The sequence below is a fragment of the Variovorax sp. J22R115 genome, assembly GCF_030317005.1.
GTDB lineage: Bacteria > Pseudomonadota > Gammaproteobacteria > Burkholderiales > Burkholderiaceae_C > Variovorax.
Window position 1 is genome coordinate 225,650 of sequence record NZ_JASZYM010000002.1, and the last position, 23,325, is coordinate 248,974.

24 protein-coding genes and 1 pseudogene are annotated in these 23,325 nt (G+C 65.1%); 13 read left to right on the top strand and 12 right to left on the bottom strand.

Going from position 1 to position 23,325, the window contains the following annotated elements:
• Position 1 precedes the first annotated feature (1 nt).
• The gene (xylB, locus tag QTI04_RS03985) at positions 2 to 1,462 is read left to right on the top strand and encodes a xylulokinase (RefSeq protein WP_286614283.1); all 1,461 of its coding nucleotides are present in this window, start codon (positions 2 to 4) and stop codon (positions 1,460 to 1,462) included.
• A 4-nt stretch (positions 1,463 to 1,466) separates the two neighbouring features.
• Here xylB and QTI04_RS03990 read toward each other — a convergent pair whose 3' ends face one another.
• Positions 1,467 to 2,024, bottom strand: coding sequence for a hypothetical protein (locus QTI04_RS03990; protein WP_286614284.1), 558 nt, complete (start codon positions 2,022 to 2,024; stop codon positions 1,467 to 1,469).
• A gap of 13 nt (positions 2,025 to 2,037) precedes the next feature.
• Positions 2,038 to 2,274, bottom strand: coding sequence for a hypothetical protein (locus QTI04_RS03995; protein ID WP_286597816.1), 237 nt, complete (start codon positions 2,272 to 2,274; stop codon positions 2,038 to 2,040).
• Between the two features lie 251 nt (positions 2,275 to 2,525).
• Between QTI04_RS03995 and QTI04_RS04000 the strand changes: the two genes are divergently transcribed.
• A complete protein-coding gene (locus QTI04_RS04000; RefSeq protein WP_286597815.1) occupies positions 2,526 to 2,930 on the top strand; it encodes a hypothetical protein in 405 nt (134 codons plus the stop codon).
• A 5-nt stretch (positions 2,931 to 2,935) separates the two neighbouring features.
• On the opposite strand, the gene ybaL is transcribed toward QTI04_RS04000, so the two are convergent.
• From ybaL to phbB, 3 genes are all read right to left on the bottom strand, one after another.
• On the bottom strand, positions 2,936 to 4,627 hold the full coding sequence (gene ybaL / locus QTI04_RS04005) for a YbaL family putative K(+) efflux transporter (RefSeq protein WP_286614285.1): 1,692 nt from the start codon (positions 4,625 to 4,627) through the stop codon (positions 2,936 to 2,938).
• Positions 4,628 to 4,662: 35 nt separating this feature from the next.
• Positions 4,663 to 6,000 (bottom strand): dicarboxylate/amino acid:cation symporter, encoded by a 1,338-nt coding sequence (locus QTI04_RS04010; protein WP_286614286.1) that lies wholly within the window; start codon positions 5,998 to 6,000, stop codon positions 4,663 to 4,665.
• A gap of 73 nt (positions 6,001 to 6,073) precedes the next feature.
• Positions 6,074 to 6,811 (bottom strand): acetoacetyl-CoA reductase, encoded by a 738-nt coding sequence (gene phbB, locus QTI04_RS04015; RefSeq protein ID WP_286597811.1) that lies wholly within the window; start codon positions 6,809 to 6,811, stop codon positions 6,074 to 6,076.
• 132 nt (positions 6,812 to 6,943) lie between these two features.
• Between phbB and QTI04_RS04020 the strand changes: the two genes are divergently transcribed.
• Genes QTI04_RS04020 through QTI04_RS04040 form a run of 5 tightly spaced genes read left to right on the top strand, consistent with a single transcriptional unit; the run spans position 6,944 to position 11,928 of the window.
• The gene (locus tag QTI04_RS04020) at positions 6,944 to 7,960 is read left to right on the top strand and encodes an ABC transporter ATP-binding protein (protein ID WP_286614287.1); all 1,017 of its coding nucleotides are present in this window, start codon (positions 6,944 to 6,946) and stop codon (positions 7,958 to 7,960) included.
• Between the two features lie 39 nt (positions 7,961 to 7,999).
• The gene (locus QTI04_RS04025) at positions 8,000 to 9,304 is read left to right on the top strand and encodes an ABC transporter substrate-binding protein (protein ID WP_286614288.1); all 1,305 of its coding nucleotides are present in this window, start codon (positions 8,000 to 8,002) and stop codon (positions 9,302 to 9,304) included.
• 13 nt (positions 9,305 to 9,317) lie between these two features.
• Positions 9,318 to 10,220 carry a carbohydrate ABC transporter permease gene (locus QTI04_RS04030; RefSeq protein ID WP_286614289.1) on the top strand — a complete coding sequence of 301 codons (903 nt, stop codon included), beginning with the start codon at positions 9,318 to 9,320 and terminating at the stop codon, positions 10,218 to 10,220.
• Positions 10,217 to 11,056, top strand: coding sequence for a carbohydrate ABC transporter permease (locus QTI04_RS04035; RefSeq protein WP_286614290.1), 840 nt, complete (start codon positions 10,217 to 10,219; stop codon positions 11,054 to 11,056). Before QTI04_RS04030 ends, QTI04_RS04035 begins: the two co-directional genes overlap by 4 nt.
• Entirely contained in the window at positions 11,053 to 11,928 is an 876-nt protein-coding gene (locus tag QTI04_RS04040) for an endonuclease/exonuclease/phosphatase family protein (protein ID WP_286614291.1), read from the top strand. Before QTI04_RS04035 ends, QTI04_RS04040 begins: the two co-directional genes overlap by 4 nt.
• Positions 11,929 to 12,044: 116 nt before the next feature.
• Here the strand turns inward: QTI04_RS04040 and QTI04_RS04045 are convergent, their stop codons facing one another.
• The 4 genes from QTI04_RS04045 to phaC form a co-directional block, all read right to left on the bottom strand.
• Positions 12,045 to 13,001, bottom strand: a complete 957-nt coding sequence (locus QTI04_RS04045) for a tripartite tricarboxylate transporter substrate-binding protein (protein WP_286614455.1) — start codon at positions 12,999 to 13,001, stop codon at positions 12,045 to 12,047.
• Between the two features lie 150 nt (positions 13,002 to 13,151).
• Positions 13,152 to 13,835: an RraA family protein gene (locus QTI04_RS04050; protein ID WP_286597804.1), complete on the bottom strand. Its 684-nt coding sequence runs from the start codon at positions 13,833 to 13,835 to the stop codon at positions 13,152 to 13,154.
• Positions 13,836 to 13,944: 109 nt separating this feature from the next.
• Entirely contained in the window at positions 13,945 to 15,123 is a 1,179-nt protein-coding gene (locus QTI04_RS04055; protein ID WP_286614292.1) for an acetyl-CoA C-acetyltransferase, read from the bottom strand.
• A 42-nt stretch (positions 15,124 to 15,165) separates the two neighbouring features.
• Entirely contained in the window at positions 15,166 to 16,890 is a 1,725-nt protein-coding gene (gene phaC, locus QTI04_RS04060) for a class I poly(R)-hydroxyalkanoic acid synthase (protein ID WP_286614293.1), read from the bottom strand.
• Between the two features lie 103 nt (positions 16,891 to 16,993).
• Between phaC and QTI04_RS04065 the strand changes: the two genes are divergently transcribed.
• On the top strand, positions 16,994 to 17,290 hold the full coding sequence (locus QTI04_RS04065; RefSeq protein WP_286614294.1) for a hypothetical protein: 297 nt from the start codon (positions 16,994 to 16,996) through the stop codon (positions 17,288 to 17,290).
• Here the strand turns inward: QTI04_RS04065 and pgeF are convergent.
• Together pgeF and maiA are read right to left on the bottom strand one after the other, a co-directional pair.
• The gene (pgeF, locus tag QTI04_RS04070; protein ID WP_286599234.1) at positions 17,222 to 17,974 is read right to left on the bottom strand and encodes a peptidoglycan editing factor PgeF; all 753 of its coding nucleotides are present in this window, start codon (positions 17,972 to 17,974) and stop codon (positions 17,222 to 17,224) included. The genes QTI04_RS04065 and pgeF overlap by 69 nt on opposite strands.
• Positions 17,974 to 18,612, bottom strand: a complete 639-nt coding sequence (maiA, locus tag QTI04_RS04075) for a maleylacetoacetate isomerase (RefSeq protein WP_286599232.1) — start codon at positions 18,610 to 18,612, stop codon at positions 17,974 to 17,976. The genes pgeF and maiA overlap by 1 nt, the downstream gene beginning before the upstream one ends.
• A 104-nt stretch (positions 18,613 to 18,716) precedes the next feature.
• Between maiA and QTI04_RS04080 the strand changes: the two genes are divergently transcribed.
• The 5 genes and pseudogenes from QTI04_RS04080 to QTI04_RS04100 all read left to right on the top strand — a co-directional run.
• On the top strand, positions 18,717 to 19,418 hold the full coding sequence (locus QTI04_RS04080; protein ID WP_286597800.1) for a fumarylacetoacetate hydrolase family protein: 702 nt from the start codon (positions 18,717 to 18,719) through the stop codon (positions 19,416 to 19,418).
• A gap of 7 nt (positions 19,419 to 19,425) precedes the next feature.
• Entirely contained in the window at positions 19,426 to 19,977 is a 552-nt protein-coding gene (locus tag QTI04_RS04085; RefSeq protein ID WP_286597799.1) for an NUDIX hydrolase, read from the top strand.
• Positions 19,974 to 20,459, top strand: a complete 486-nt coding sequence (locus QTI04_RS04090; protein WP_286614295.1) for a CreA family protein — start codon at positions 19,974 to 19,976, stop codon at positions 20,457 to 20,459. Before QTI04_RS04085 ends, QTI04_RS04090 begins: the two co-directional genes overlap by 4 nt.
• Before the next feature lie 15 nt (positions 20,460 to 20,474).
• Positions 20,475 to 22,256, top strand: coding sequence for an ABC transporter ATP-binding protein (locus tag QTI04_RS04095; protein ID WP_286614296.1), 1,782 nt, complete (start codon positions 20,475 to 20,477; stop codon positions 22,254 to 22,256).
• A 248-nt stretch (positions 22,257 to 22,504) separates the two neighbouring features.
• Positions 22,505 to 22,867: pseudogene (locus tag QTI04_RS04100) on the top strand (murein hydrolase activator EnvC); the annotation flags it as partial.
• Here QTI04_RS04100 and QTI04_RS04105 read toward each other — a convergent pair.
• Positions 22,864 to 23,286, bottom strand: coding sequence for a DUF1810 domain-containing protein (locus tag QTI04_RS04105; RefSeq protein ID WP_286614456.1), 423 nt, complete (start codon positions 23,284 to 23,286; stop codon positions 22,864 to 22,866). The pseudogene QTI04_RS04100 and the gene QTI04_RS04105 overlap by 4 nt on opposite strands.
• Between the last annotated feature and the right edge of the window lie 39 nt (positions 23,287 to 23,325).

A 23,325-nucleotide genomic window follows, 5' to 3' on the forward strand; every position in this document is an offset into this window, starting at 1 on the left:
CGTGTACCTCGGCCTCGATCTCGGCACTTCAGAGCTGAAGGCGCTGCTGCTGGACAAGGACCATCGCATCGTCGCGTTGGCCCGCGCGGCGCTTTCCGTGAGCCGGCCCGCGCCGCTGTGGTCGGAGCAGGCGCCCGCGCAATGGTGGGAAGCGCTCGAGTCCGTCATGGCCGCGCTCCATCGAAGCTGTGCGCACGCGTTGTCGGCCGTGCGTGCCATCGGGCTCTCGGGGCAGATGCATGGGGCCGTGGCCATCGACGCGGCTGGCGAGGTGCTGCGCCCCGCCATCCTCTGGAACGACGGCCGCAGCGCCGCGCAATGCGAAGAGCTCATGGCGCGCGTGCCGCGCCTGACCGCGATGGCCGGCAACCTCGCCATGCCGGGCTTTACGGCCCCCAAGCTGCTGTGGATGCAGGAAAACGAGCCGGATTTGTTCGCGCGGACGGCCTGCGTTCTGCTCCCGAAGGATTGGCTGCGCCACAGGCTGAGCGGCACGCTCGCGAGCGACATGTCGGACGCCTCGGGCACCTTGTGGCTCGACGTGGGCGCGCGCGACTGGTCGGACGAACTGCTCGCGGCCTGCGGGCTCAGTCGCCAGCAGATGCCCGGCCTCGTCGAAGGCAACGCCGTGGCAGGCAGACTGAAGCCGGAACTGGCGGCGCGCTGGGGCCTGACAGCCAACATACCGATCGCGGGCGGTGGCGGCGACAACGCGGCGAGCGCCGTCGGGATGGGCTTGGTCACGGCCGGCCAAGGCTTCGTCTCGCTCGGCACCTCAGGGGTCATCTTTGTCTGCGGCGATCGTTTCGCGCCAGATCCCGACCGCGCGGTGCACGCCTTCTGCCATGCGCTGCCGGGACGTTGGCACCAGATGTCGGTGATGCTGTCGGCTTCGAGTGCGGTGAGTTGGGCCGCGCGCAGCTTCGGCCTCGGCAATGAAGCCTCCTTGTTGGCGGCCGCGGCGACCTTGAACGCCGAAGCGCGCCGCCACGCCCCGCTGTTTCTTCCCTATCTTTCAGGCGAGCGCTCGCCGCACAACGATGCGAATGCACAAGGCGTGCTCTTCGGACTGACGCACGCTCACGGACCGGCCGAGGTCGCGTATGCCGTGGTTGAAGGCGTGAGCTTCGGCCTGCGCGACGGGTTGGACACGCTCGCCAGGCCGAGCGGCGATCTAGTTCTCGTCGGCGGCGGCGCGCGCAGTTCATGGTGGGCGCAGTTGCTGGCGGACATTCTCGAAACGCCGCTCGCCGCATGCGAAGGCGGCGAGGCTGGCGGGGCGATGGGCGCGGCACGACTCGCGTGGCTGGCGGATGGAGGAGCGGAGGCGGAAGTCTGCCGCCGGCCGGAAGTGCGACAGCGCTTCGAACTGAACTCGGCGCCCGCAGCCGCGTACGCTGCGCGCCACGCGCGTTTCAAGACGCTGTATGCGGCCTTGCGCCAGACCGACACCTGGGGATGAGCCTCTAGCCGAAGGACGTTCTCAACCCTGCGTAGTCCGTCGGTCCGCTGCTCTCCGGCGGATTGCCCGTCGCCGACATCCAGGCGGAAATGCTCGGCAGCCGGCGATCGAAGTAGTTGTGCAGGCGAACCCAGTTGCCGTCCCGGCCATGGCCTTCGGTCATTTCGAGCGCTTCGACGGCAATGGTGCGAAGGCTGCTCACCATGGCCAGCGAGCGCCCATCAAGCAGTTGCAACGTCACCTCGCGACCTTGCGCAAGAACCTCGTGGAGGATGCGCCGGTGCACCGTGTAGTCGTCCCAGCTGCACTTGCCGCAGGCGTCGTTCAGTTCGCGGAAGACCCAGTGCATGTTGTTCGCGAACATGGCGGCAACCTGCGCGGCCTGTCGCTCGCCTTGCTTCGAGGCCGCGATCTGCAGCCGGACCGCCCACAGGATGGCCACCAGCACGCCCAGCGTCTGGACCCACGCGGCCCACTCGGCCGATGTGGAAGGCCGATAGAACCAGCCTGCGACGATCAACGCCGCGGTGCCTGCGGCGATGGCCGCTCCTAGTTTTCGCATGGTGTCCCCAGAATCAAGGTCCGCGCACATCCGTCGTGCGGGGACCGTCCTTGCCAAACATCTTCCGGATCGCTGCGACACCTGCGACCAAGGCATTGGCGTAGGTGAGGTGGGGATCGCCCGCCGCTTCGATCGGCAGGTAGGAAAGCGCATCCTCCACGCCGTAGTCGGCGGCTTCCATCAATACCCAATAAAACTCGCCTTCTTCGAGTTCCTGGACGGTGAGCGCGATATTTCGCAATTGCGACATGGAATTAGCGGGGGAAAGGAATGGACAGCGAGAAGACAAAACGATCCTATTCACCCCTCCGGATAATGCCTAGCGACAATTTTCACGAATCGTCACAAATGTGACCAGTCGTAATTAAATACGCAAATCCTGAAAATCCGCAAGAGGCACTTTGGGGCAATTTCCGTTTCGCCACCAAGCTTTCCCTACAGCGCTGGGCTGGAGCCAGGCCTAAGCTAGATGTATCGTCCAATCCATCATGAGGAGGAGACATGAAGCATTTCACGCTAGACAAGCACATGACCGCGACCCTCGGCGGCGCGTTCTACCCTACGGGCCATTCCGTGGTGATGTTTCCGGACGCGCAGGATGCCAGCCGTGTCGGGCACCAACTGATCGAGGACGGCTTCAGCGGTGACGAGGTCTACCTGATCCCGCCGCACATCGTCCTCGAGCAGATCACGCCCACCATCCACGATTCCGACAGCCCCCTGCCTTCGGCCGGCACCGACGCCGCCACGGTCCGCGCCTATACCCAACTCGCCCGGGAGGGCCATACGGCACTGATGGTCAGGACCAAGAACGAGGCCACGGCCGAACGCCTGATGGTCCACGTCCGCCAGGTGCCCTATTCGATCGCGCAGCGATACCGGACGCTGGTGATCGAAGACCTCTGATCCGCTCAGGCGCTGGCTGCGCGCAGCAAGACCGCACGGGCCATGGCCTGGGCCAGCTCGTGCTCGCCGAGAAACACCGTCGCTGCCGCTTCCTGCGTGAGCAGACGGGCTTCATCCTCGTTGTGGCTGCGGATGACCGTTTCGATCGACGGGTTGAGCGTGCGCGCCGTCTCGATCATCTGCCGCACGTTCATGGCGTCGGCCGTGGCCACCACGAGAACGCGCGCGCGGGCGACGTGGGCCTGGATGAGGACGGCCGGGTCCGCCGCATCGCCCCAGACCGCTGCCATGCCTTCACTGCGCAGCTTCTCCACGAGTTCGCGGTTCTGCTCCGCCACCACGAAAGGGATGTCGTGCGCCTTGAGCGCCGCGGCGATCCTTCGCCCGACGCGACCGTAGCCGACCAGCACCACCTGACGTGACAGGTACTTGGCCTCCGTGCTCATCGGCAGCTCAGCCAGCGGATCGTCCCGGGCCTCCAGCCCGCGCGCAAAGGACGAATGCGCGTGCAGCCATTTCTGCAGCGGCTCGATCAGGCTGAACCACAACGGATTGGTGGAGATGGAAATGAGCGCACCGGCCAGCAACAGGCTCTGGCCCTCGGGCGGCAGCAAGCCCAGCCCCGCGCCCAGCGCAGCCAGGATGAAGGAAAACTCGCCGATCTGCGCGAGGCTCGCGCTCACAGTCAGCGCGGTGCCGAGGGGGTAGCGAAACAGCAGCACCAGCGCGCAGGCCGCCACGGACTTGCCGACGACGATCACCAGCACCACGGCCAGCACCTGCAGCGGACGCTCGATCAGCACCGAAGGATCGAACAGCATGCCGACCGAGACGAAGAACAGCACCGCGAAAGCGTCGCGAAGCGGCAGCGATTCCTGTGCGGCACGGTGACTGAACTCGGACTCGCGCATCACCATCCCGGCAAAGAAGGCCCCCAGCGCAAACGACACGCCGAACAGCGCCGCCGATGCGAACGCGATGCTCACCGCGGCCGCCACCACGCACAGCGTGAACAGCTCGCGCGATCCCGTGCGAGTGACTTGCCAAAGCACCCACGGGAACACGCGCCGCCCGACCACCAGCATCAACGCGACGAAGCCGCCGACCTGCAGCAGCGTGAGCCCCAGCGTTTGCCACAAGGGAGTACCGTCACCGGCGCCCCCGGTGCCGCCCAGCGCGGCGGCCAATGGCGGCAGCAGCACCAGCACGAGCACCATCGCGAGGTCTTCCACCACCAGCCAGCCGACCGCGATGCGGCCGGTGAACGTTTCGAGGATGCCCAGGCTCTCGAGCGCGCGCAGCAACACGACCGTGCTCGCCACCGACAGCGCCAGCCCGAACACCAGGGCCCCGCCCGGACTCCAGCCCCACCACGTGGCCAGCGCCCCGCCGAGCAGCGTGGCGACCGCGATCTGCACCAGCGCCCCGGGCAGCGCGATCTTTCGCACCGCGAGCAGATCGTCGAGCGAGAAGTGCAGCCCGACGCCGAACATGAGCAGCATCACGCCGATCTCGGCAAGCTGCGCGGCAATGCTCGCATCCGCGACGAAGCCGGGCGTGAAGGGTCCGATGATCACGCCCGCCAGCAGATAACCCACGAGCGCCGGCAAGCGCAGCCGCGCCGCCAGGAAGCCGAGGACGAGCGCGAGCCCGAGACCGGCCGCAACGGTGTTGATCAGTGAAACGCTATGGGGCATCGGCTTGCATTCTGCAAGACGAGCCAGCAGCGGAATCAGGAAGCCATCTTTTCCGTACGGGCGTTGATCAGTTCCTCGGGCTCCTGCGCCTCGATCCAGGTCTCGTTGTTCAGGCCCGCCTGCAGTCTTTCCATATCGAGCTCATCCGTCCACTTGGCGACTACGATGGTGGCGACGCCGTTGCCGATCAGATTGGTGAGTGCCCTCGCCTCCGACATGAAGCGGTCGATGCCGAGGATCAGCGCCAGCCCGGCCACCGGCACGTGACCGACGGCCGACAGCGTCGCCGCCAGCACGATGAACCCGCTGCCCGTGACGCCGGCCGCGCCCTTCGAGGTCAGCAGCAGCACCCCGAGCAGCGTGATCTCCTGCATGAGCGTCATCGGAGTGTTGGTCGCCTGCGCGATGAAGACCGCAGCCATCGTCAGGTAGATCGAGGTGCCGTCGAGATTGAAGGAGTAGCCGGTCGGGATCACCAGGCCGACGACCGTCTTGCGGGCGCCGAGGTTTTCCATCTTCTCCATCATGCGCGGCAGGACCGACTCCGAAGAGGATGTGCCCAGCACGATCAGCAGCTCTTCCTTGATGTACTTGATGAACTTCCAGATGCTGAAGCCATGGAAGCGCGCGATCAGCCCCAGCACCACGAAGATGAACAGCAGGCAGGTCAGGTAGAAGGTGGCCATCAGCTTGCCGAGTTGGAACAGCGAGCCGACGCCGTACTTGCCGATCGTGAAGGCCATCGCGCCGAAGGCACCGATGGGCGCGAGCTTCATGATGTAGCCGATGATCACGAAGAGCACGTGCGAACCCTTTTCGATCATGTCGAACACCAGCGTGCCGCGACCGCCGAAGCGATGCAGCGCAAAGCCGAATAGCACCGCGATCAGCAGCACCTGCAGGATCTCGCCCTTGGCGAAGGCATCGACCACGGTGTTGGGAATGACGTGCAGCAGGAAGTCGACCGTGCCTTCCATCTTGCCCGGGCCGGTATAGGCCGCCAGCGCCCGGGTGTCGAGCGACGCCGGATCGACGTTCATGCCCGCGCCCGGTTGGAACAGGTTGACGAGCACCAACCCGACCACGAGCGCGATGCTGCTCACGACTTCGAAATACAGCAGCGCCAGGCCGCCGGTCTTGCCGACTTTCTTCATGTCCTCCATGCCGGCGATGCCGACGACCACCGTGCAGAAGATGATCGGCGCGATCATCATCTTGATCAGCTTGATGAAGGCGTCTCCCAGCGGCTTCATCGACTCGCCGAGCGAGGGGTAGAAGTGGCCCAACAGCACGCCGACGATCACCGCGGCGATCACCTGGACGTAGAGGGACTTGTAGATCGGTGGCTTTTGCGCCGGTGTTGTTGGTGTCATGTCGACCTCTCCTTGAAAACAAAAAAAGACCCGCGAGGGCGGGTCTTTTTTTGGAGTGTGCGGCGAAGGCGCCTCAGTGCATGTGCAGCCCGCCGTTGACCGAGAAGTCGGCCCCGGTGGAATAGCCGCCTTCGTCGGTCGCGAGCCACGCGATGATCGATGCGATCTCGCTCGGTTCGCCCAGGCGCTTGACGGGAATCGTGCCGACGATCTTGTCGAGCACTTCCTGGCGGATCGCCTTGACCATGTCGGTGCCGATGTAGCCCGGGCTCACGGTATTCACCGTCACGCCCTTGGCGGCGAGTTCCTGCGCCAACGCCATCGTGAAGCCGTGCATGCCGGCCTTGGCCGCCGAGTAGTTGGTCTGCCCGGCCTGGCCCTTGGCGCCGTTGACCGAGCTGATGTTGATGATGCGGCCCCAACCCTTTTCCACCATGTCGCCGACCACCTGCTTGGTGACGTTGAACATGCTGTTGAGGTTGGTCTCGATCACAGAGCTCCAGTCCTCTGGCGTCATCTTGAGGAACATGCGGTCCCGGGTGATGCCCGCGTTATTGACCAGCACGTCGATGCTGCCGTGCTCCGCCTTGGCCTTGGTGAAGGCCTCGACGGTGGACTGCCAGTCGCCCACGTTGCCGACCGAGGCCTGGAACTCGAAGCCTTCCGCCTTCTGTTCCGCCAGCCATTTGGCGTGGTCCCGCGTAGGGCCGCAACCTGCGATGACGGTGAACCCATCCTTGTGGAGGCGTTGGCAAATGGCTGTTCCGATGCCCCCCATACCCCCGGTGACGTATGCGACTTTCTTGCTCATATGTGTTCCTTGGTGTGTGCAAGCCCTAACAGGCGTTGGTCACTGTAGCGAAGTTTCTCACCAACGCCCGATCAGGAAAACACTGACCCTTCTTTGCAACCGGGTGTCACAAGCCGTCCATATACTGGTTTGATGTCCTCCATTGTGTTGATCGATATCGCCAAATCCTGGGGCGAAAGTACTGCCTTGCACGCGGTCAACCTCCATATCGAGCCCGGATCCTTTTGCGTTTTGCTCGGGCCTTCCGGTTGCGGGAAGTCGACGACGTTGCGCATCGTTGCAGGTCTGGAGACCGCCAGCGGCGGGCAGGTGCTGATCGACGGCCGCGACGTGACGAGCCTGCCGCCGGCCCAGCGCGGCATCGCCATGGTGTTCCAGAACTACGCGCTCTTTCCGCACCTGAGCGTGGCCGACAACATCAGCTTCGGGCTGTCCGTGCGCAAGACGCCGGCAGGCGAAATTGCAAAGCGGCTGGGCGATGCCGCGGCCCTGCTGGGCCTCGGTGCGCTGCTGGACCGCAAGCCCTCGCAACTCTCAGGAGGCCAGCAGCAAAGGGTCGCGCTCGGCCGCGCCCTAGTCGCGCAGGCCAAGGTTTGTCTCATGGATGAACCGCTGTCCAACCTGGACGCGCAGTTGCGGCAGGACATGCGCCGCGAACTGCGCGATCTCCAGCGCCAACTCGGGCTCACCGTGGTCTACGTCACGCACGACCAGACCGAGGCGATGAGCATGGCCGACCAGGTCGTGCTGCTGAACCAGGGCCGGGTCGAACAGGCCGGCATGCCGCGCGATCTCTATGCGCGGCCCGCCACCACTTTCGCGGGACGCTTCATCGGCACGCCGCCGATGAACCTCGTGGCACTGGAAGACGGTCGCATCGCCGGCAGCGACGCCGCCACGGGCCTGCGAGCCGCCATGCTCGGCGTGCGGCCCGAGGCCATCGCGCTCGATCCGCAAGGCATCCCTGCCATCGTGCAGAGCGTGGAATACCTCGGCGCAGACCTGGTGCTGCGCTGCGGGATCGGATCGCAGGCGCTGCTGGTACGCACCGCTGGCCAGCACCACGCCGAACCGGGCGACCGCGTCGGCCTGCGCTGGGCGCTCGAAGATGCGCACGGCTTCGACGCCAGCGGCCAGCGCATCGATTGATCTCTCACTTCCAATCCACTCCCAAGGAAAAACGCGACCATGCAACGCAAGACTTTCATCCGGACGCTCGCCGTCCACCTGATGGCTGCCGGCGGCCTTTTCGCCGGCACCGCGAGCCTGCTGCACGCACAGACACCGGTGGAACTCCAGTTCTACTACCCGGTGGCCGTCGGCGGCCCGATCGCCAAGACCATCGACGGATTCGCGGCCGGGTTCATGAAGGAAAACCCAGGCATCAAGGTCACGCCGATCTACGCGGGCACCTACCAGGAAACCATCGTCAAGGCGCTGACCGCGCACAAGTCGGGCACGCCGCCGGTCACGTCCGTGCTGCTGTCGACGGACATGTTCACGCTGATCGACGAAGACGCCATCGTCCCCTTCGACGACTTCGTGAAGACGGCCGAGGACAAGGCCTGGCTGAACGGCTTCTACAAGGCCTTCATGATGAACAGTCAGACCGGCGGCAAGACGTGGGGCATTCCGTTCCAGCGCTCGACCGTCGTCATGTACTGGAACAAGGAACTGTTCAAGGAAGCCGGCCTCGACCCCAACAAGCCGCCGACGACCTGGGCCGAACTCAAGGACGCCGCCACCAAGCTGACGAAGAAGGACGCGAGCGGCAAGGTCGCGCAATGGGGCGTGCAGATTCCGTCGAGCGGTTTCCCGTACTGGCTGTTCCAGACGCTGACCACGCCCAACGACACCATCCTCGCGAACGAAGCCGGCACCGCCGTCCGGTTCGACGATCCGAAGGTGGTCGAGGCGCTGCAATACTGGGTCGACCTCGGCAAGGCCGGCATCCACCCGCCCGGCGTGGTCGAGTGGGGCACCACGCCCAAGGACTTCTTCGAGAAGAAGGCCGCGATCATCTACACCACCACCGGCAACCTGACCAACATCAAGGCGAATGCGAAGTTCGACTTCGGCGTCGGCATGATCCCCGGCAACAAGCGCAAAGGCTCGCCGACCGGTGGCGGCAACTTCTACATCTTCAAGAAGTCGACGCCGGCGCAGCAGGAAGCTGCCTTCAAGTTCGCCAAATGGGTGACCCAGCCCGAGCGCGCCGCACAGTGGAGCATGGACACCGGCTACGTGGCCGTCTCGCCCGCAGCCTATGAAACCGACACACTGCGAAAGTACGGCCGCGACTTCCCGGCCGCGCTCGTCGCGCGCGACCAGCTGCCGGTGTCGGTCGCGGAGTTCTCCACGCACGACAACCAGCGCGTGACCAAGGCGCTGAACGACGGCCTCCAGGCAGCGCTGACCGGCAGCAAGACGCCGGCGCAGGCCATGCAGGACGCGCAGCGCGAGGCGGACCGCATCCTGCGTTCGTTCAAGTAGGAACGCCGCCACCATGCGCAGTCACGGCATCGCCGCTGGGAGCACCGCGTCGCGCAACGCGGTGCACGCGTGGCTGATGCTGCTGCCCGCGCTGGCGCTGCTGGTCGCGTTCACGCACTGGCCGGCCGTCTCGACGCTGGTCGACAGCTTCTTCTCCACACCCAAGGGCAAGCGCCCGGGCGTGTGGGTCGGGCTGGAGAACTACGCGGTGATGACCAGCGACCCGGTGTTCTGGAAGGCCGTGCGCAACAACCTCTGGTTCGCGGGTGCAACCATTCCGCTGTCGATCGCGCTCGCACTCGTCATGGCGCTGTGGGTCAACGAACGCATCGCGGGCCGCGCCTTCCTGCGCATGGCGTACTTCACGCCGACCGTGCTGCCGATGATCGCGGTGGCCAACATCTGGCTGTTCTTTTACACGCCGCAGTACGGCCTGCTGGAGCAGATCACCGGCGCGCTCGGCCTGCCTTCGCACAACTGGCTGGGCAGCCCGTCGACCGCGCTGGGTGCCGTCACGCTCGTCGCGATCTGGAAGGAAGCCGGCTTCTTCATGATCTTCTACCTGGCCGCGTTGCAGACGCTCAATCCGAGCCTGCGCGAGGCGGCGGCCATCGAGGGTGCGTCTCGCTGGTATTTCTTCCGCCGCGTGCAATGGCCGCTGGTGATGCCGACCACGCTGTTCGTGCTGGTCAATGCCTTCATCAACGCCTTCCGAATGGTCGACCATCTGTTCGTGCTCACCCGCGGCGGGCCGGACAACGCGTCGATCCTGCTGCTCTACCACCTGTACGAGGTCGGGTTCAGCTTCTGGGATACGGCTTACGCCTCGGCGATCACGGTGGTGCTGGTCGTCGTCCTGGCCGGCATCGCGCTCTTCCAATTTTTCGTGCTCGACAAGAAGGTCCACTACAAATGAACGCTGCCGTTCCGGCACAACGGCTGGCCTTCAACGAACCGACCTGGCTCGATACGGTGGCCGCATGGCTGCTCGCGCTGCTGTGGATCCTGCCGCTCGCCTATGCGGTCTGGACCGCCTTCCATCCGGCCGAGTATTCGACGCGCTTCGCGCTGGCAGCGCCGCTCACGCTGGACAACTTCCGTCGCGCCTGGGAAGCCGCACCGTTCGCGCGCTACTTCCTCAACACCACCCTGCTCGTCGGCATGGTCCTCGTCGTGCAGCTCGTGCTGGGAACCCTCGCGGCCTACGCCTTTGCACGCTACGAATTCAAGGGCCGCGGAATCGCCTTCGCCCTCGTGCTGGTGCAGTTGATGATCATGCCGGACATCTTGCTGGTGGAGAACTACAAGACGATGGCCCGGCTCGGCCTGGTCGACACCCTGGTTGCGATCGGGCTGCCCTACTTTGCCTCCGCCTTCGCGATCTTCCTGCTGCGGCAGACTTTCATGGGCATTCCCAAGGAACTGGACGAGGCAGCCCGCGTCGAGGGCGCGAGCGCGATGCAGACGTTGTGGCGCGTGTACGTACCGCTGGCAAAACCTGTCTACACCGCCTTCGCGCTGGTGTCGGTGAGCTTTCACTGGAACAATTTCCTCTGGCCGCTGATCATCACCAACAGCGTCAACGCGCGGCCGCTGACGGTCGGGCTGCAGGTGTTCTCGTCGGTCGACCAGGGCGTCGACTGGTCGGTGATCACCGCGGCGACCCTGATGACCTCGGCGCCGCTGCTGATTGCATTCCTTCTCTTTCAGCGTCAATTCGTGCAGAGCTTCATGAGGGCCGGCATCAAATGAAACTCGTGACCTGGAACACCCAATGGTGCTGCGGCCTCGACGGAGTCGTGAGCGTCGAACGCATCGTCGAGGGCGCCCGTGCCATGGGCGACTTCGACGTGCTGTGCCTGCAGGAGATCGCCTCCGGCTTCGACGGCATGGCGGGACGCCCCGGCGACCAGCCCGCCGAGTTGCAGTGGCTGTTGCCGGGTTTCCAGCTCTTCTTCGGCGCGGCCGTGGACGAGTTCGACGCCGACGGCCGCCGCCAGCGCTTCGGCAACCTGATCGCCACGCGGCTCCCGGTGTCCCGCGTGCAGCATTACCTGCTGCCGTGGCCCGCCGACCCGAGCGTGAGCAGCATGCCGCGCATGTGCACCGTCGTCACGCTGACCAGCCCGGAGCTAGGTTCCCTGCGCGTGATGACCACGCACCTCGAGTACTACTCGTCCACCCAGCGCCTGGCACAGGCCCGGGCCGTGCGCGCCCTGCACGTCGAGGCGTGCGAGCAGGCGGCCGCCCCCCCGGTCGTCGAACTCCGCGGATCGCCCTTCCAGCCCAAGCTGCACACCCCCCAGGCCATCCTCTGCGGCGACTTCAACATGGCGGCATCGGACCCCGCCTACGACGAGATACAGCAGCCCTTCACCGACCCCGCATTGCCCGTCGGCGGCACGCCCGACAAGCGCCTGCAGGATGCGTGGCCGCTGGCTCATCCCGATCGCCCGCACGACCCCACCTTCCGCCTCTTCGATCGCCAGTACGGCCCCGACCCGATCGCCTGCGACTTCGTGTTCGTGAGCAATGCGATGGCGCCCAGAGTGCGCCGTGTCGAGGTCGACCTGCAAACACGCGTCTCCGACCACCAACCCGTGCTCATCGAACTCGGCGACTGAACCCGCACAGCTCATTGTAGAAACACCGCGGAACCGGCTCCGCCGGGCCGCAGGTGTTGCCCCCGGCAGGGGGTGGGCGAAGCGGACACGAAGTGCGCGCAGCCTGGGGTGAGCCCTCATTCGCCTTGAATGCCGGCGGCCCGGATGACTTTGCCCCACTTGGCGATCTCGGACGCAAGATGGCTGTGCAGGGCCTCAGGCGTGACCTTGTCCATCGGCACGATTTCCGAGCTCAGATCAGCCAGCCGTTGCTTGACCACGTCGTCCTGCAATGCCGCGCGCAACGCGACGTTGATTTTCTCGATCACGGCCGGAGGCGTGCCCCTGGGTGCGTAAACCCCATGCCACACCCGCACGTCGAAGCCCTTGAGTCCCTGCTCGTCGAGCGTCGGAACATTGGGCATGCTCGACAGCCGCTTTGGCGTGGTGACGCCGAAGACCTTGACGCGGTTGCCTTCCTTGATGACCGGCGCCGTCTGCGTGGTCTGGTCGCACAACAAGTCGACCTGTCCGCCCATGAGGTCGTTGAGCGCGGGACCGGCGCCCTTGTAAGGCACGGTCGTGAGATCGACGCCGATCTGGCTCATGAGCAGCAGCCCGCACAACTGCGACACGGCACCCACGCCGGCATTGGCCAGGGACACCTTGTCCTTGTTCGCCTTCACGTACTTCAGCAGTTCCGGGAAGGTGTTGGCCGGGAAGTCCTTGCGCGACAACAGCGTCATCGGCACGTCCAGGACCTGTCCGACGTATTCGAAGTCCTTGAGCGGGTCGTATGGCAGCTTCTTGTAGAGCGCCGGCGCGGTCGCCATGCCCATGTGGTGGATGAGAATCGTGTAGCCGGTGGGAGCCGCCTTGGCGACCCGCGCCGGCGCGATCGTGCCGCCGGCACCCACGGTGTTCTCGACGATCACAGTCTGCCCGAGTGACTTGCCCATGGGGATCGCCAGCATGCGGGCCACTACGTCGGTCGGGCCGCCTGCCGAATAGGGCACCACCAATGTGACGGGTTTCTCGGGCCACGCGCCTTGCGCGGCAGCGTGAGTCTGAATGCCGAGCAGCCCGACACCCAGGGACGCCCAAGCGAAAGCCGCCCATGTCGATTTCAATTTCAAGATGTCTCCTTTTTGACCTATAGGGAAGCCTCATGGTCGCCGCAGGCATGCGGCGGCGCAATCAGCGTTTACAGAAGGAGGCCTTCTGTTTTTCCTAAGCCCCAGGAACTACATCACGCCGAAGGTCTCCAGCGCTTGGCAGGCACTCATGCCACCCCGGATCGCATCGGCCACCTTGTTTTCGGTGCGCACCTTGTCGAGCGCCTTCGCCACCGCCTCGGACTCGACCGCTCTCGGAACAACCAGCACGCCTTCGCGGTCGCCGAAAAGCAGGTCGCCGGGCGCAATGCGGATGCCCTCGATCTCGATGGTGCAGCGATAGTCGATCACCTGCCCGCGCACGCCCTGGTCCTGCGCATAGGTGCCCCGGCAGAAAACGTTGAAACCGAGCCGCTCTATCTCGTCGGCGTCACGCACGTAGCCGTCGAGGATCGCGCCGGCCGCCTTGAGATGTCGGGCCCGTGTCGACATCAGGCCGCCCCAGAGCGCGTACCGCAGCGAGGCGCCAGTAGCGATGTAGATCTCGTCCTGCTTCAGATCATCCAGCGCCTCGAGCATCAGCCCGAAAGGCTTGCCCGACAACGGCCCGGCCGATCGGTTGCCGTCGTTGATCACGTCGGCTTCGAGCACCGGCATCGCACGGCCGACGATGCGCATCGACTTCTCCAGGGGCGCAATGCCCGCCGGAAGAAACTGGTGCTGGTAGCCCATCGTGTCGAGCACGTCGCCCACGGCGGCAACGAACAATTCGTCCCGAATGACTCGAAAAAGCTCAGCGTCGTTGTCGCTCAAGTCGTCTCCTCAAGTTCCGGGAATACCGCGGAACCGGCTCCGCCGGTCCGCTGGTGTTACCCCCCCGAGAGGGGGCGGCCGAGCCACACGAAGTGGGCGAGACTGAGGGTCAGCGTTCGATCGTCAGGGCGACGCCCATACCGCCGCCGATGCAAAGCGACGCAATGCCCTTCTTGGCGTTCTGGCGCTGCATTTCATGCAGCAGCGTCACCAGGATCCGGCAGCCGGACGCGCCGATCGGGTGGCCGATGGCGATGGCGCCGCCGTTCACATTGACCTTGTTCACGTCCCAGCCCATCTCGCGGTTCACGGCACAGGCCTGCGCAGCAAAGGCTTCGTTGATTTCGAGCACATCGAGGTCTTGCGGCTTCCATCCGGCGCGCTGCAGCGCTTTCTGCGAAGCAGGCACCGGGCCCATGCCCATAAAGGCAGGGTCGAGGCCGGTGCTCGCGTAGCTGGCGATACGGCCGAGCGGCTTGAGGCCCAGCGCGGCCGCCTTCTTGGCGGTCATCACCAGTACGGCCGCGGCCCCGTCGTTCAAGCCCGAGGCATTGCCGGCCGTCACGCCGCCCGCCTTGTCGAAGGCGGGGCGCAGGCCAGCCAGGCCTTCGGCGCTGGACTTGCGGTTGATGAACTCGTCCTTGTCGAAGATGACCGGATCACCCTTCTTCTGCGGGATGTTCACCGCGACGATCTCGTCCTTGAACTTGCCGGCGTCCTGCGCAGCGGCGGCCTTGGTCTGGCTGCCCAGCGCCAATTCGTCCTGTGCTGCGCGGCTGATGTCGTACTTCTTCGCCACGTTCTCGGCGGTGATGCCCATGTGGTACTGGTTGTAGACGTCCCACAGGCCGTCGACGATCATCGTGTCGATCAGCTTCCAGTCGCCCATGCGCTGGCCGTTGCGCGAATTCGGCAGCACGTGCGGCGCCAGGCTCATGCTCTCCTGGCCCCCGGCCACGACGATCTCGCTGTCGCCCGTCGCGACGGCTTGCGCGGCCAGCATGACGGCCTTGAGGCCCGAACCGCAGACAGCGTTGATCGTGAGCGCGGGCGTCGAATTGACGATGCCGCTCTTCAACAGGGCTTGCCGCGCCGGGTTCTGTCCGCTCCCCGCGGTCAGCACCTGGCCCATGATGACTTCGCCGATCTGGTCGTTGCCGACCTTGGCGCGCTCGAGCACTTCCTTGATCACGATGGCGCCCAACTCGGTGGCAGGGATGCCGGCCAGTGATCCGCCGAACTTGCCCACGGCGGTGCGTGCGGCTGAAACGATGACGATGTCTTCCATGGTGTGCTCTCCGATGCGTGGATTGAAATGACAGGAAAAGGGTCAGGCTTTCGCCTTGACGTAGCGGCCCGGCGCAGGTTCCATCGCCTTGTAGGCGCTGCCCTTGCCGTAGGTCTTGGGGGCAGGGATCTGCTTGCCCGCGTGGGTCTTTAGCCAGTTCGACCAGTCGGTCCACCAGCTTCCGGGGTGCTCGGTCGCTCCTTCGAGCCACTGTTCCTGCGTTGCCGGTAGCTTGCCGTCCCCGCGAATCCAGTGGCTGCGCTTTTTCTTGACGGGCGGATTGATTACGCCAGCGATGTGGCCGGAAGCGCCCATGACGAAGCGCTTCTTGCCGGTCAGCACCTGCGTCGATGCGTACGCACCGCCGATAGGCACGATGTGGTCCTCCCGCGAACCGTAGATGTACACCGGTGCCTCGATGCTGCCGAGATCCACCTGCTCACCGGCGACGGTCAGCGCGCCGGGCTCGGCGAGCTTGTTCTCGTGATAGGTGTTGCGCAGGTACCAGCAGTACATGGGGCCGGGCAGGTTCGTGGCGTCGCTGTTCCAGTACAGCAAGTCGAAGGGCGGCGGCGTCTCGCCCTTGAGGTAGTTGCCGACCACGTAGTTCCACACGAGGTCATTGGGGCGCAGGAAGCTGAAGGTCGACGCGAGTTCGCCGCCTTTCAGCAAGCCTCCCTTGGCCATCTGCATCTCGCGGAACTGCACGAAGGCTTCGTCGATGAAGATGTCGAGCACACCGGTGTCGGTGAAATTGAGCAAGGTGGTCAGCAGGGTCACCGACGAGGCCGGCTGCTCGCCGCGCGCCGCCAGCACGGCCAACGCGGTGCTCAGGATGGTGCCGCCCACGCAGAAGCCGAGCGTGTCGATCTTTCCGCCCTTCTTGTCCTGGCCGGTGATTTCCTGCGTGACGTGGATCGCCTTGATCGCGGCGTCCTCGATGTATTGGTCCCAGGTGTACTGGGCCATGGACGAATCCGGATTGCGCCAGCTCACCACGAAGACACGATGCCCCTGCTCCACCGCATAGCGGATCAACGAGTTCTCGGGCTGCAGGTCGAGGATGTAGAACTTGTTGATGCACGGCGGCACCAGCAGCAGCGGACGTTCGTAGACCTTGGCGGTGAGCGGCTTGTATTCGAGCAGCTGAAAGAGATCGTTCTCGAAGACGACGGCGCCTTCGGTGGTGCCGACGTTGCGCCCCACCTCGAAGGCGCTCTCGTCGGTCATGCTCAGATGGCCCTGTTGCACGTCGTGCAGCAGGTTCTGGATGCCCTTGGCAATGCTCTCGCCCTGCGTCTCGAGCGCCTTCTTCTGCGCTTCGGCATTGAAGGCGAGGTAATTGCTGGGCGACGACGCCGCCATCCACTGCTCGACGGCAAAGCGCAGGCGCGAGCGCGTCTTCTCGTCGGCTTCGACGGCCTCCGCCATGCCCAGCAGCGTGCGTGCGTTGAGCAAGTAGACGGCCGCCGCGAAGGACGACACGGGGTTGCTGCTCCAGGCCTCTGCGGAGAAGCGCTTGTCGCCGATCGTCCTGTGAGCCACATCCTGACGCCAGAGCTCGGTGGCTTCGTTGATGTACTGCTGCTGCAGCTCCTGCAGCTTCTCGGTCGCGAGTGAGAACTTCGGCATTTCCCAGGACATGTCGTGCCCGTTGCCTCCCATGCCCAGCGACTGGAATGATTCGAGCGCCTTGCTCCACCCCTGCGTGAGCGCCTGCTGGAACGGCGCGAAGGTGTCGGCCGCCGTGGCATGTTGTTGTTTCATGATGTCTCCTGGTGCCTCGCCTCATCAATACGGGATTTGAGTATGCTGCATTCACGAGAGCCCCACCAGCGCGGCTCCCGATACCTTCCTGAAATCATCGTCTATGCATCTCGTCGTGATTGCCTGGCTTTATGTTGCCCTGATGATGGCGGTCGCAGAGGCCACCAACACCAACGGCACCGTGCTGGGCGCGGTCTTCACCTTTCTACTCTACGGCTTGGCGCCGGTGGCACTGGTGGTTTACCTGATGGCGACGCCAGCCCGTCGCCGCGCCATCAAGGAGCGCGAGGCAGCCGAACGCGAGGCCGCCATTCGAGCCGCCGCCGCGCATTCAGTCGCGCCAGATGCAGGCGGCGAAGCGCCCGCTGACCCGGTCGCGCCGATGCGAGAAAAAGCGTAACGGGTTGTGCACGGTGCACCAGGATTCGCTGCCGTCGTTGCCGTGAAGCTGCATCACGCCCGCTGCGCGCAGCCGCTGACGCGCCAGGGCCGGCAGATCCGCCATCCATTTGCCTGGTGAGCCGGTGGGCCTGAAGCAGTCGCGAGCCTCCGGCGCAGAGGCTTCGAACGCGGCCCGAACCTCGTCGCCGACTTCGAAGGCGTCCGGCCCGATGCAGGGGCCGAGCCAGGCCTTGATTCTCCGGGCGCCGCCATCGGCGTCGAAAGATTCGACTGTCCGTTCCAGAACGCCCGAGACGAGCCCTCGCCACCCCGCATGCGCAGCAGCGACGCGGCTGCCCGTTTCATCGGTGAACAGCACCGGCAGGCAGTCGGCCACCATGATCGTGCAGGCGATGCCGCTTTCGACAGTCGTACAGGCGTCCGCCGCCGCGCCGTCGACGCTCGACGAGTCCAGCGGCGTCACCCAGGTTCCATGCACCTGCTGGAGAAACACCGGCCGTGCGCCGATGGCCTGGTGCAGCATGGAGCGGTTGGCGCGAACGTGATCGGGCTCGTCGCCGACGTGGTCGCCAAGGTTCAGGCCCTGGTAGCTGCCGGCTGAGACACCCCCCGCCCGCGTGGTGCACAGCGTGTGGACGCCGGGCGCGGTCGGCCAGTCGGGGACGAGCCAGTCCGGATGGATCACGCTTCGGCGTCGGGGCAACGCGAAGGCTGTGCCCGCTGGAAAGCGTCGAGCTGCATGCAGGCCTCGAACGCCGCCATGGTGCGCGGGAGGCCGCTGAAGTCGCAGTCGAAGCGCTGGCCATTGAAGACCTGCGGCACCAGGCAGCAGTCGGCCATGGTCGGCGTGTCGCCGTAGCAGTAGGTGCCCTCGGGGTATTGCGCGAGCTGGCGCTCGAAAGAGACCATGCCTTCGCGCACCCAGTGGCGGTACCAGGCGTTCTTGGCGTCGTCGTCGAGCTTGAGTTCGCGCACGAGGTACTTGAGCACGCGCAGGTTGTTCAACGGATGGATCTCGCAGGCGATCGATTCCGACAGCGCCCGCACGTGCGCGCGGCCCACCGGGTCGTGCGGCAGCAGTGCCGGCTCGGGGTAGATCTCGTCGAGGTATTCGATGATTGCCATTGACTGCGTGAGGCGCTCGCCGTCGTCCTCTAGCAGGGGCACCAGCTTGTCCGGCGAAATGGCGGCGAAAGGCCCGGTCTTGTGGTCCCCGCGCGCGATATGCACGGGGACGTATTCGTAGTCGAGCCCCTTCAGGTTGAGCGCGATGCGCACGCGGAAGGAGGCGGAAGATCGGAAATAGTTGTGCAGCTTCATCATCCGGCAAGCATAGCCTCGCGCAGCCCCTGAGGCCATTCCCCGGGGCATCCGGCGCCGCCCTCTGGCACACTGCCGTTTTCGCTGAAAAGGACGTTTTTTCCATGGCTTCCGAGTACGTTTTCACCCCCCACCCTGTCGTGTCGATTCCCGTGGTCGGCCAAACCACGCGTTTCCCGGTGCACCGCATCTATTGCGTGGGCCGGAACTACGAGGAACACGCCAAGGAAATGGGCTTCACCGGTCGCGAGCCGCCCTTCTTCTTCATGAAGCCGGCCGATGCCGTCGTGGTGGTGGATGCCGGCACGACCGGCACCATGGCCTACCCGACCCTCACCAAGAACCTGCACCACGAAATCGAGCTCGTGGCGGCCATCGGAACGGGTGGCAAGAACATCAAGGCTGCCGATGCGCACAAGCACATCTTCGGCTACGCCGTCGGCCTGGACATGACGCGCCGCGACCTGCAGAACGACATGAAGAAGCAAGGCCGCCCATGGGACATCGGCAAGAGCTTCGAGCAAAGCGCGCCGATCGGCCCGATCGTCCCGGTCGCGCAGGCTGGTGATGTCGAGAAGGCCGAGATCTCCGTGCAGGTGGGAGGCACCGACCGCCAGCGCAGCAATGTGAGCAAGCTGATCTGGAACATCGGCGAGACCATCGAGCACCTCTCGGCCGCATGGGAACTGCAGCCCGGCGACCTGATCTTCACTGGCACCCCTGAAGGCGTCGCCGCGGTGGTGGCCGGCGACACGCTCGTCGGCGAGATCACCGGCCTGCCTACGCTGACTGTCAAGGTCATCTGAACGCCTCATGTTTTTGCGCGTCCCTATCAAGCACTGCAAGAACTGCGGCACCGCGGTCGTCTACCGTGTTCCGGACGACGGCGACACCAAGGAACGCGCGGTCTGCCCGGCCTGCAACACGATCCACTACGAGAACCCGCTGAACGTGGTCGGCACCATCCCCGTGCTGGGCGATCGGGTTCTATTGTGCAAGCGCAACATCGAGCCCCGCTGGGGCAAGTGGACCTTGCCAGCCGGCTTCATGGAACTCAACGAGACGACCGAGCAAGGCGCGGCGCGGGAGACTGATGAAGAAGCCGGTGCCCAGTACGAAATGGAAGGCCTCTTCGCGGTCATGAGCGTCGTGCGCGTCGGGCAGGTGCACCTGTTCTACCGCGCGAGACTCTTGAGCGACAGGTTCGATCCGGGCCACGAGACCATCGAGGCCCGGCTCTTCACCGAGGAAGAGATTCCCTGGGAGGAGATCGCGTTCCGCACGGTCAAGGAGGCGCTGCAGCGCTATTTCGAGGACCGGCGCCGCGGCAGCTTCGACCGCGTGCACACGGTGGACATCGCATGACGTGCATTCGGCCCTTTCCATTGCTCCCGGTTCTCCTCTTGTTGACGGCGACGGCGGCGCTGGCGCGCGCCGAACCTGTCGGCGAAGTGGACACAGCCTTCAAGTTCATCGGACCCGACCACAAGATCGTGGTCGAGGCCTATGACGACCCCAAGGTGAGCGGCGTCACCTGCTACGTGTCACGCGCGAAGACGGGCGGGGTCTCGGGCGCGCTTGGACTGGCCGAGGACAAGGCCGAGGCCTCAATCGCCTGCCGCCAGGTCGGGCCCGTCAGCGTGACTCAGCCATTGCCGAAGCGCGAGGAGGTCTACAGCGAGCGCCTGTCGATCCTTTTCAAGCGGTTGCGCGTCGTGCGCATGGTCGACGCGAAGCGCAACACGCTCGTCTACCTGACCTATTCCGATCTCCTCATTGACGGATCTCCCAAGAACAGCGTCACCGCGGTTCCCATCGATCGTGCGACGCCGATTCCGCAGAAATAGAGCAGGCGCCAAGGCATGAGCAGCAGCGCACCCGGCAACGCCGTCCGTGAACTCTATGCGGCGCTCTGGCAGTACGCAGAGGGCGCGCGGCCGCAAATGCTCTCCGCGACGGCACTGTTGACCGGGTCGCAGATCCTGCGCCTCACGATGCCGTGGCTCGCGGCGCAGGCCATCAATGCGCTGCAGACCGGAGACATAGAGAGCTCCGGGAAATGGATCGCGGCGGTGGCGGGCGTCTACATCCTCTCTTGGGTGATTCACGGTCCGGGGCGAATTCTCGAACGCAACGTGGGCCTGCGCGTTCGTGAAAGGCTCGCCGATGCGCTCTACGCCCGCATCGCAGCCGCGCCGCTCGTCTGGCACGACGGGCACCACTCCGGCGAGCTGCAGCACCGGGTGCATCAGGCCAGCCGGGCGTTGTCGGACTTCGCGCAGAACCAGTTCATCTATCTGACGAACATCGTCAACTTCATCGGGCCGCTGGTCGCGTTGACGCTTCTGTCACGCGCCAGCGGTGCAATGGCCATCATCGGCTATATCGTGATCGCGGTCATCATCGTGCGCTTCGACCGCGCGCTGATGCGCCTCGCACGCGCCGAGAACGATGCCGACCGGCGCTATGTCGCGACACTCCTCGATTTCCTGGGCAACGCATCGACGGTGATCGGACTGCGGCTGTCGGCCGCTTCGAGAGGGCTGCTGGGACGACGCATGGAAGCGATCTCTGAGCCGCTCAAGCGGACCGTCGTGCTGAACGAAGGCAAATGGTGTGCCGTCGACCTGATGGGATTGGCACTGACATGGGGACTGGTCGTCGTGTACGTCTGGCAATCGCGCGCGCCGGGACAAGCCGTGATGCTGGGCTCGGTCTTCATGATCTACCAGTATGCGCAGCAGGCCGCGAGCGTGGTTTCATCGATGGCGGCCAACTTCCAGTTCTTCGCACGAATGCACACCGACTACACCAGCGCGGCGCCGATCTGGCAGGCGCCAGCGCGCGCGGCCGATCTCGCGGAAGAGCACGTCGACCGCGATGCCCGCTGGAGCACTGCGCAGGTCGAAGGCCTGGTGTGGAACTACAACCCACGCGGCACTCAGGCGCCCGGCGAGACCGCACGCAGCGGGTTGCACGAGGTGTCGCTAGCGCTGCGCCGCGGCGAGCGCATCGCATTGGTCGGCCCCAGCGGCGGAGGCAAGAGCACCTTGCTGCGTGTGCTCGCCGGGCTCTATGCGCCGCATGGCGGCACCGTGGCCATCGATGGCCAACCACAACCCTGGTCGCGCCTGCGCGCGATCGCCACACTGATCCCGCAAGAAACCGAAGTGTTCGAAGCGAGCGTGCGCGAGAACCTCGGCTTCGGTCAGCCCTTCGACGACGAACAGCTTCGGGCCGCAATGCGCGTGAGCACTTTCGACGATGTGTTGAAGGCAACACATGGTGAACTCGATACGCCCCTCTCCGAACGCGGCTTTAACCTCTCGGGCGGCCAGCGGCAGCGGCTGTGTCTGGCGCGCGGCGTGCTCGCCGCCCAGGGCAGCTCGTTGCTGCTGCTCGACGAGCCCACCAGCGCGCTGGATGCGGCCACCGAGGGCCGCGTGCTCGAACGCATCGGTGCAGCATTTCCGGATGCTTGCGTGATTGCGTCGATTCATCGGCTGAGCCTGCTCGATCGATTCGACACCGTCGTGCTGATGGAGGCCGGAAAGATCGTGGACGCCGGCCCCCGCAGCGCGGTGCTCGCGCGCCAGCCATCGCTGCAGAAAATGATGACGCCAGCAATTTCAGCGCCGTGCTAAAAATACGGCCCGGTTGCGAGACCGCGGGAACCCTTTTTGCTGAATCCGTTTCAAAAAGACCCATGCAAGAACAGAACTACCTTCTTCGCGCCGGTGTCGCGGTGTTTGCCGCAGCCGTCCTGGCCGCCTGCACTACCGCACCGCAGCAGCAAAGGCAAGGACCGACACAGCCCTTCTATCCCTTGCCGCCTGCGGGGCAGGTCGCCCCGCCGCAGGCGACGGCGCCCGCGCCGAAACCGCAAGCAATCTTTATCCGGCCGGCGAGCGGCCGCACGCTCTCGACCTTCGACGGCAGCCGCAACAAGGGGCTGGACATCGCCGGGAACCTCGGAGACCCGATCGTCGCGTCGGCGGACGGCCGCGTCGTCTATGTCGGAGGTGAGCTGCGCGGCTATGGCAACATGGTCATCGTCAAGCACAACGACACCTTCCTGACCGCTTACGCGCACGCACAGACCATCCTCGTGAAAGAGAAGGACGTGGTGCGACAGGGCCAGAAGATTGCCGAGATGGGCAACAGCGACGCCGACCGCGTCAAGCTGCATTTCGAGATCCGCAAACAAGGCGTGCCGGTCGACCCCGAGCCCTATCTCAACGGACAGTTGAACTAGCCGATCAAGGCCAAGGTCGCCTGATCGGACTGACCTGCAAAGTACTTCTCCAGGCACGAACGAAAGACCGCCGCCGAAGGGACTGTCACGGCGAACAGCGTCATGGACGACCAGAATTTCTGATCGTCCGGCGCGCCGAAGATCTCGTGCACCGTGCGGCCATCCACCGCCAGGACCCGTTCGCTGCACTCCCGCAACCTTGGCCCCAGCACCGGATGCGCCAGGTAGGCGCGCGCCTCATCGAGTGAAGCGATGGCATAGCGCCGCGCCATATCGCTGCGCCCCAGTCCCAGCAGTTGAGGGAAGACGAACCACATCCAGTGGCTGCGCTTTCTGCCCGCACGCAGTTCATCGACAACGCCGTCGATCACGCCGGCCTGGGCATCCACGAAACGCTTCAGATCGAAGGGATCGCTCATGGGAGATGTCTTTCTGTAGGCGGCTTCTGTCCCTGCATT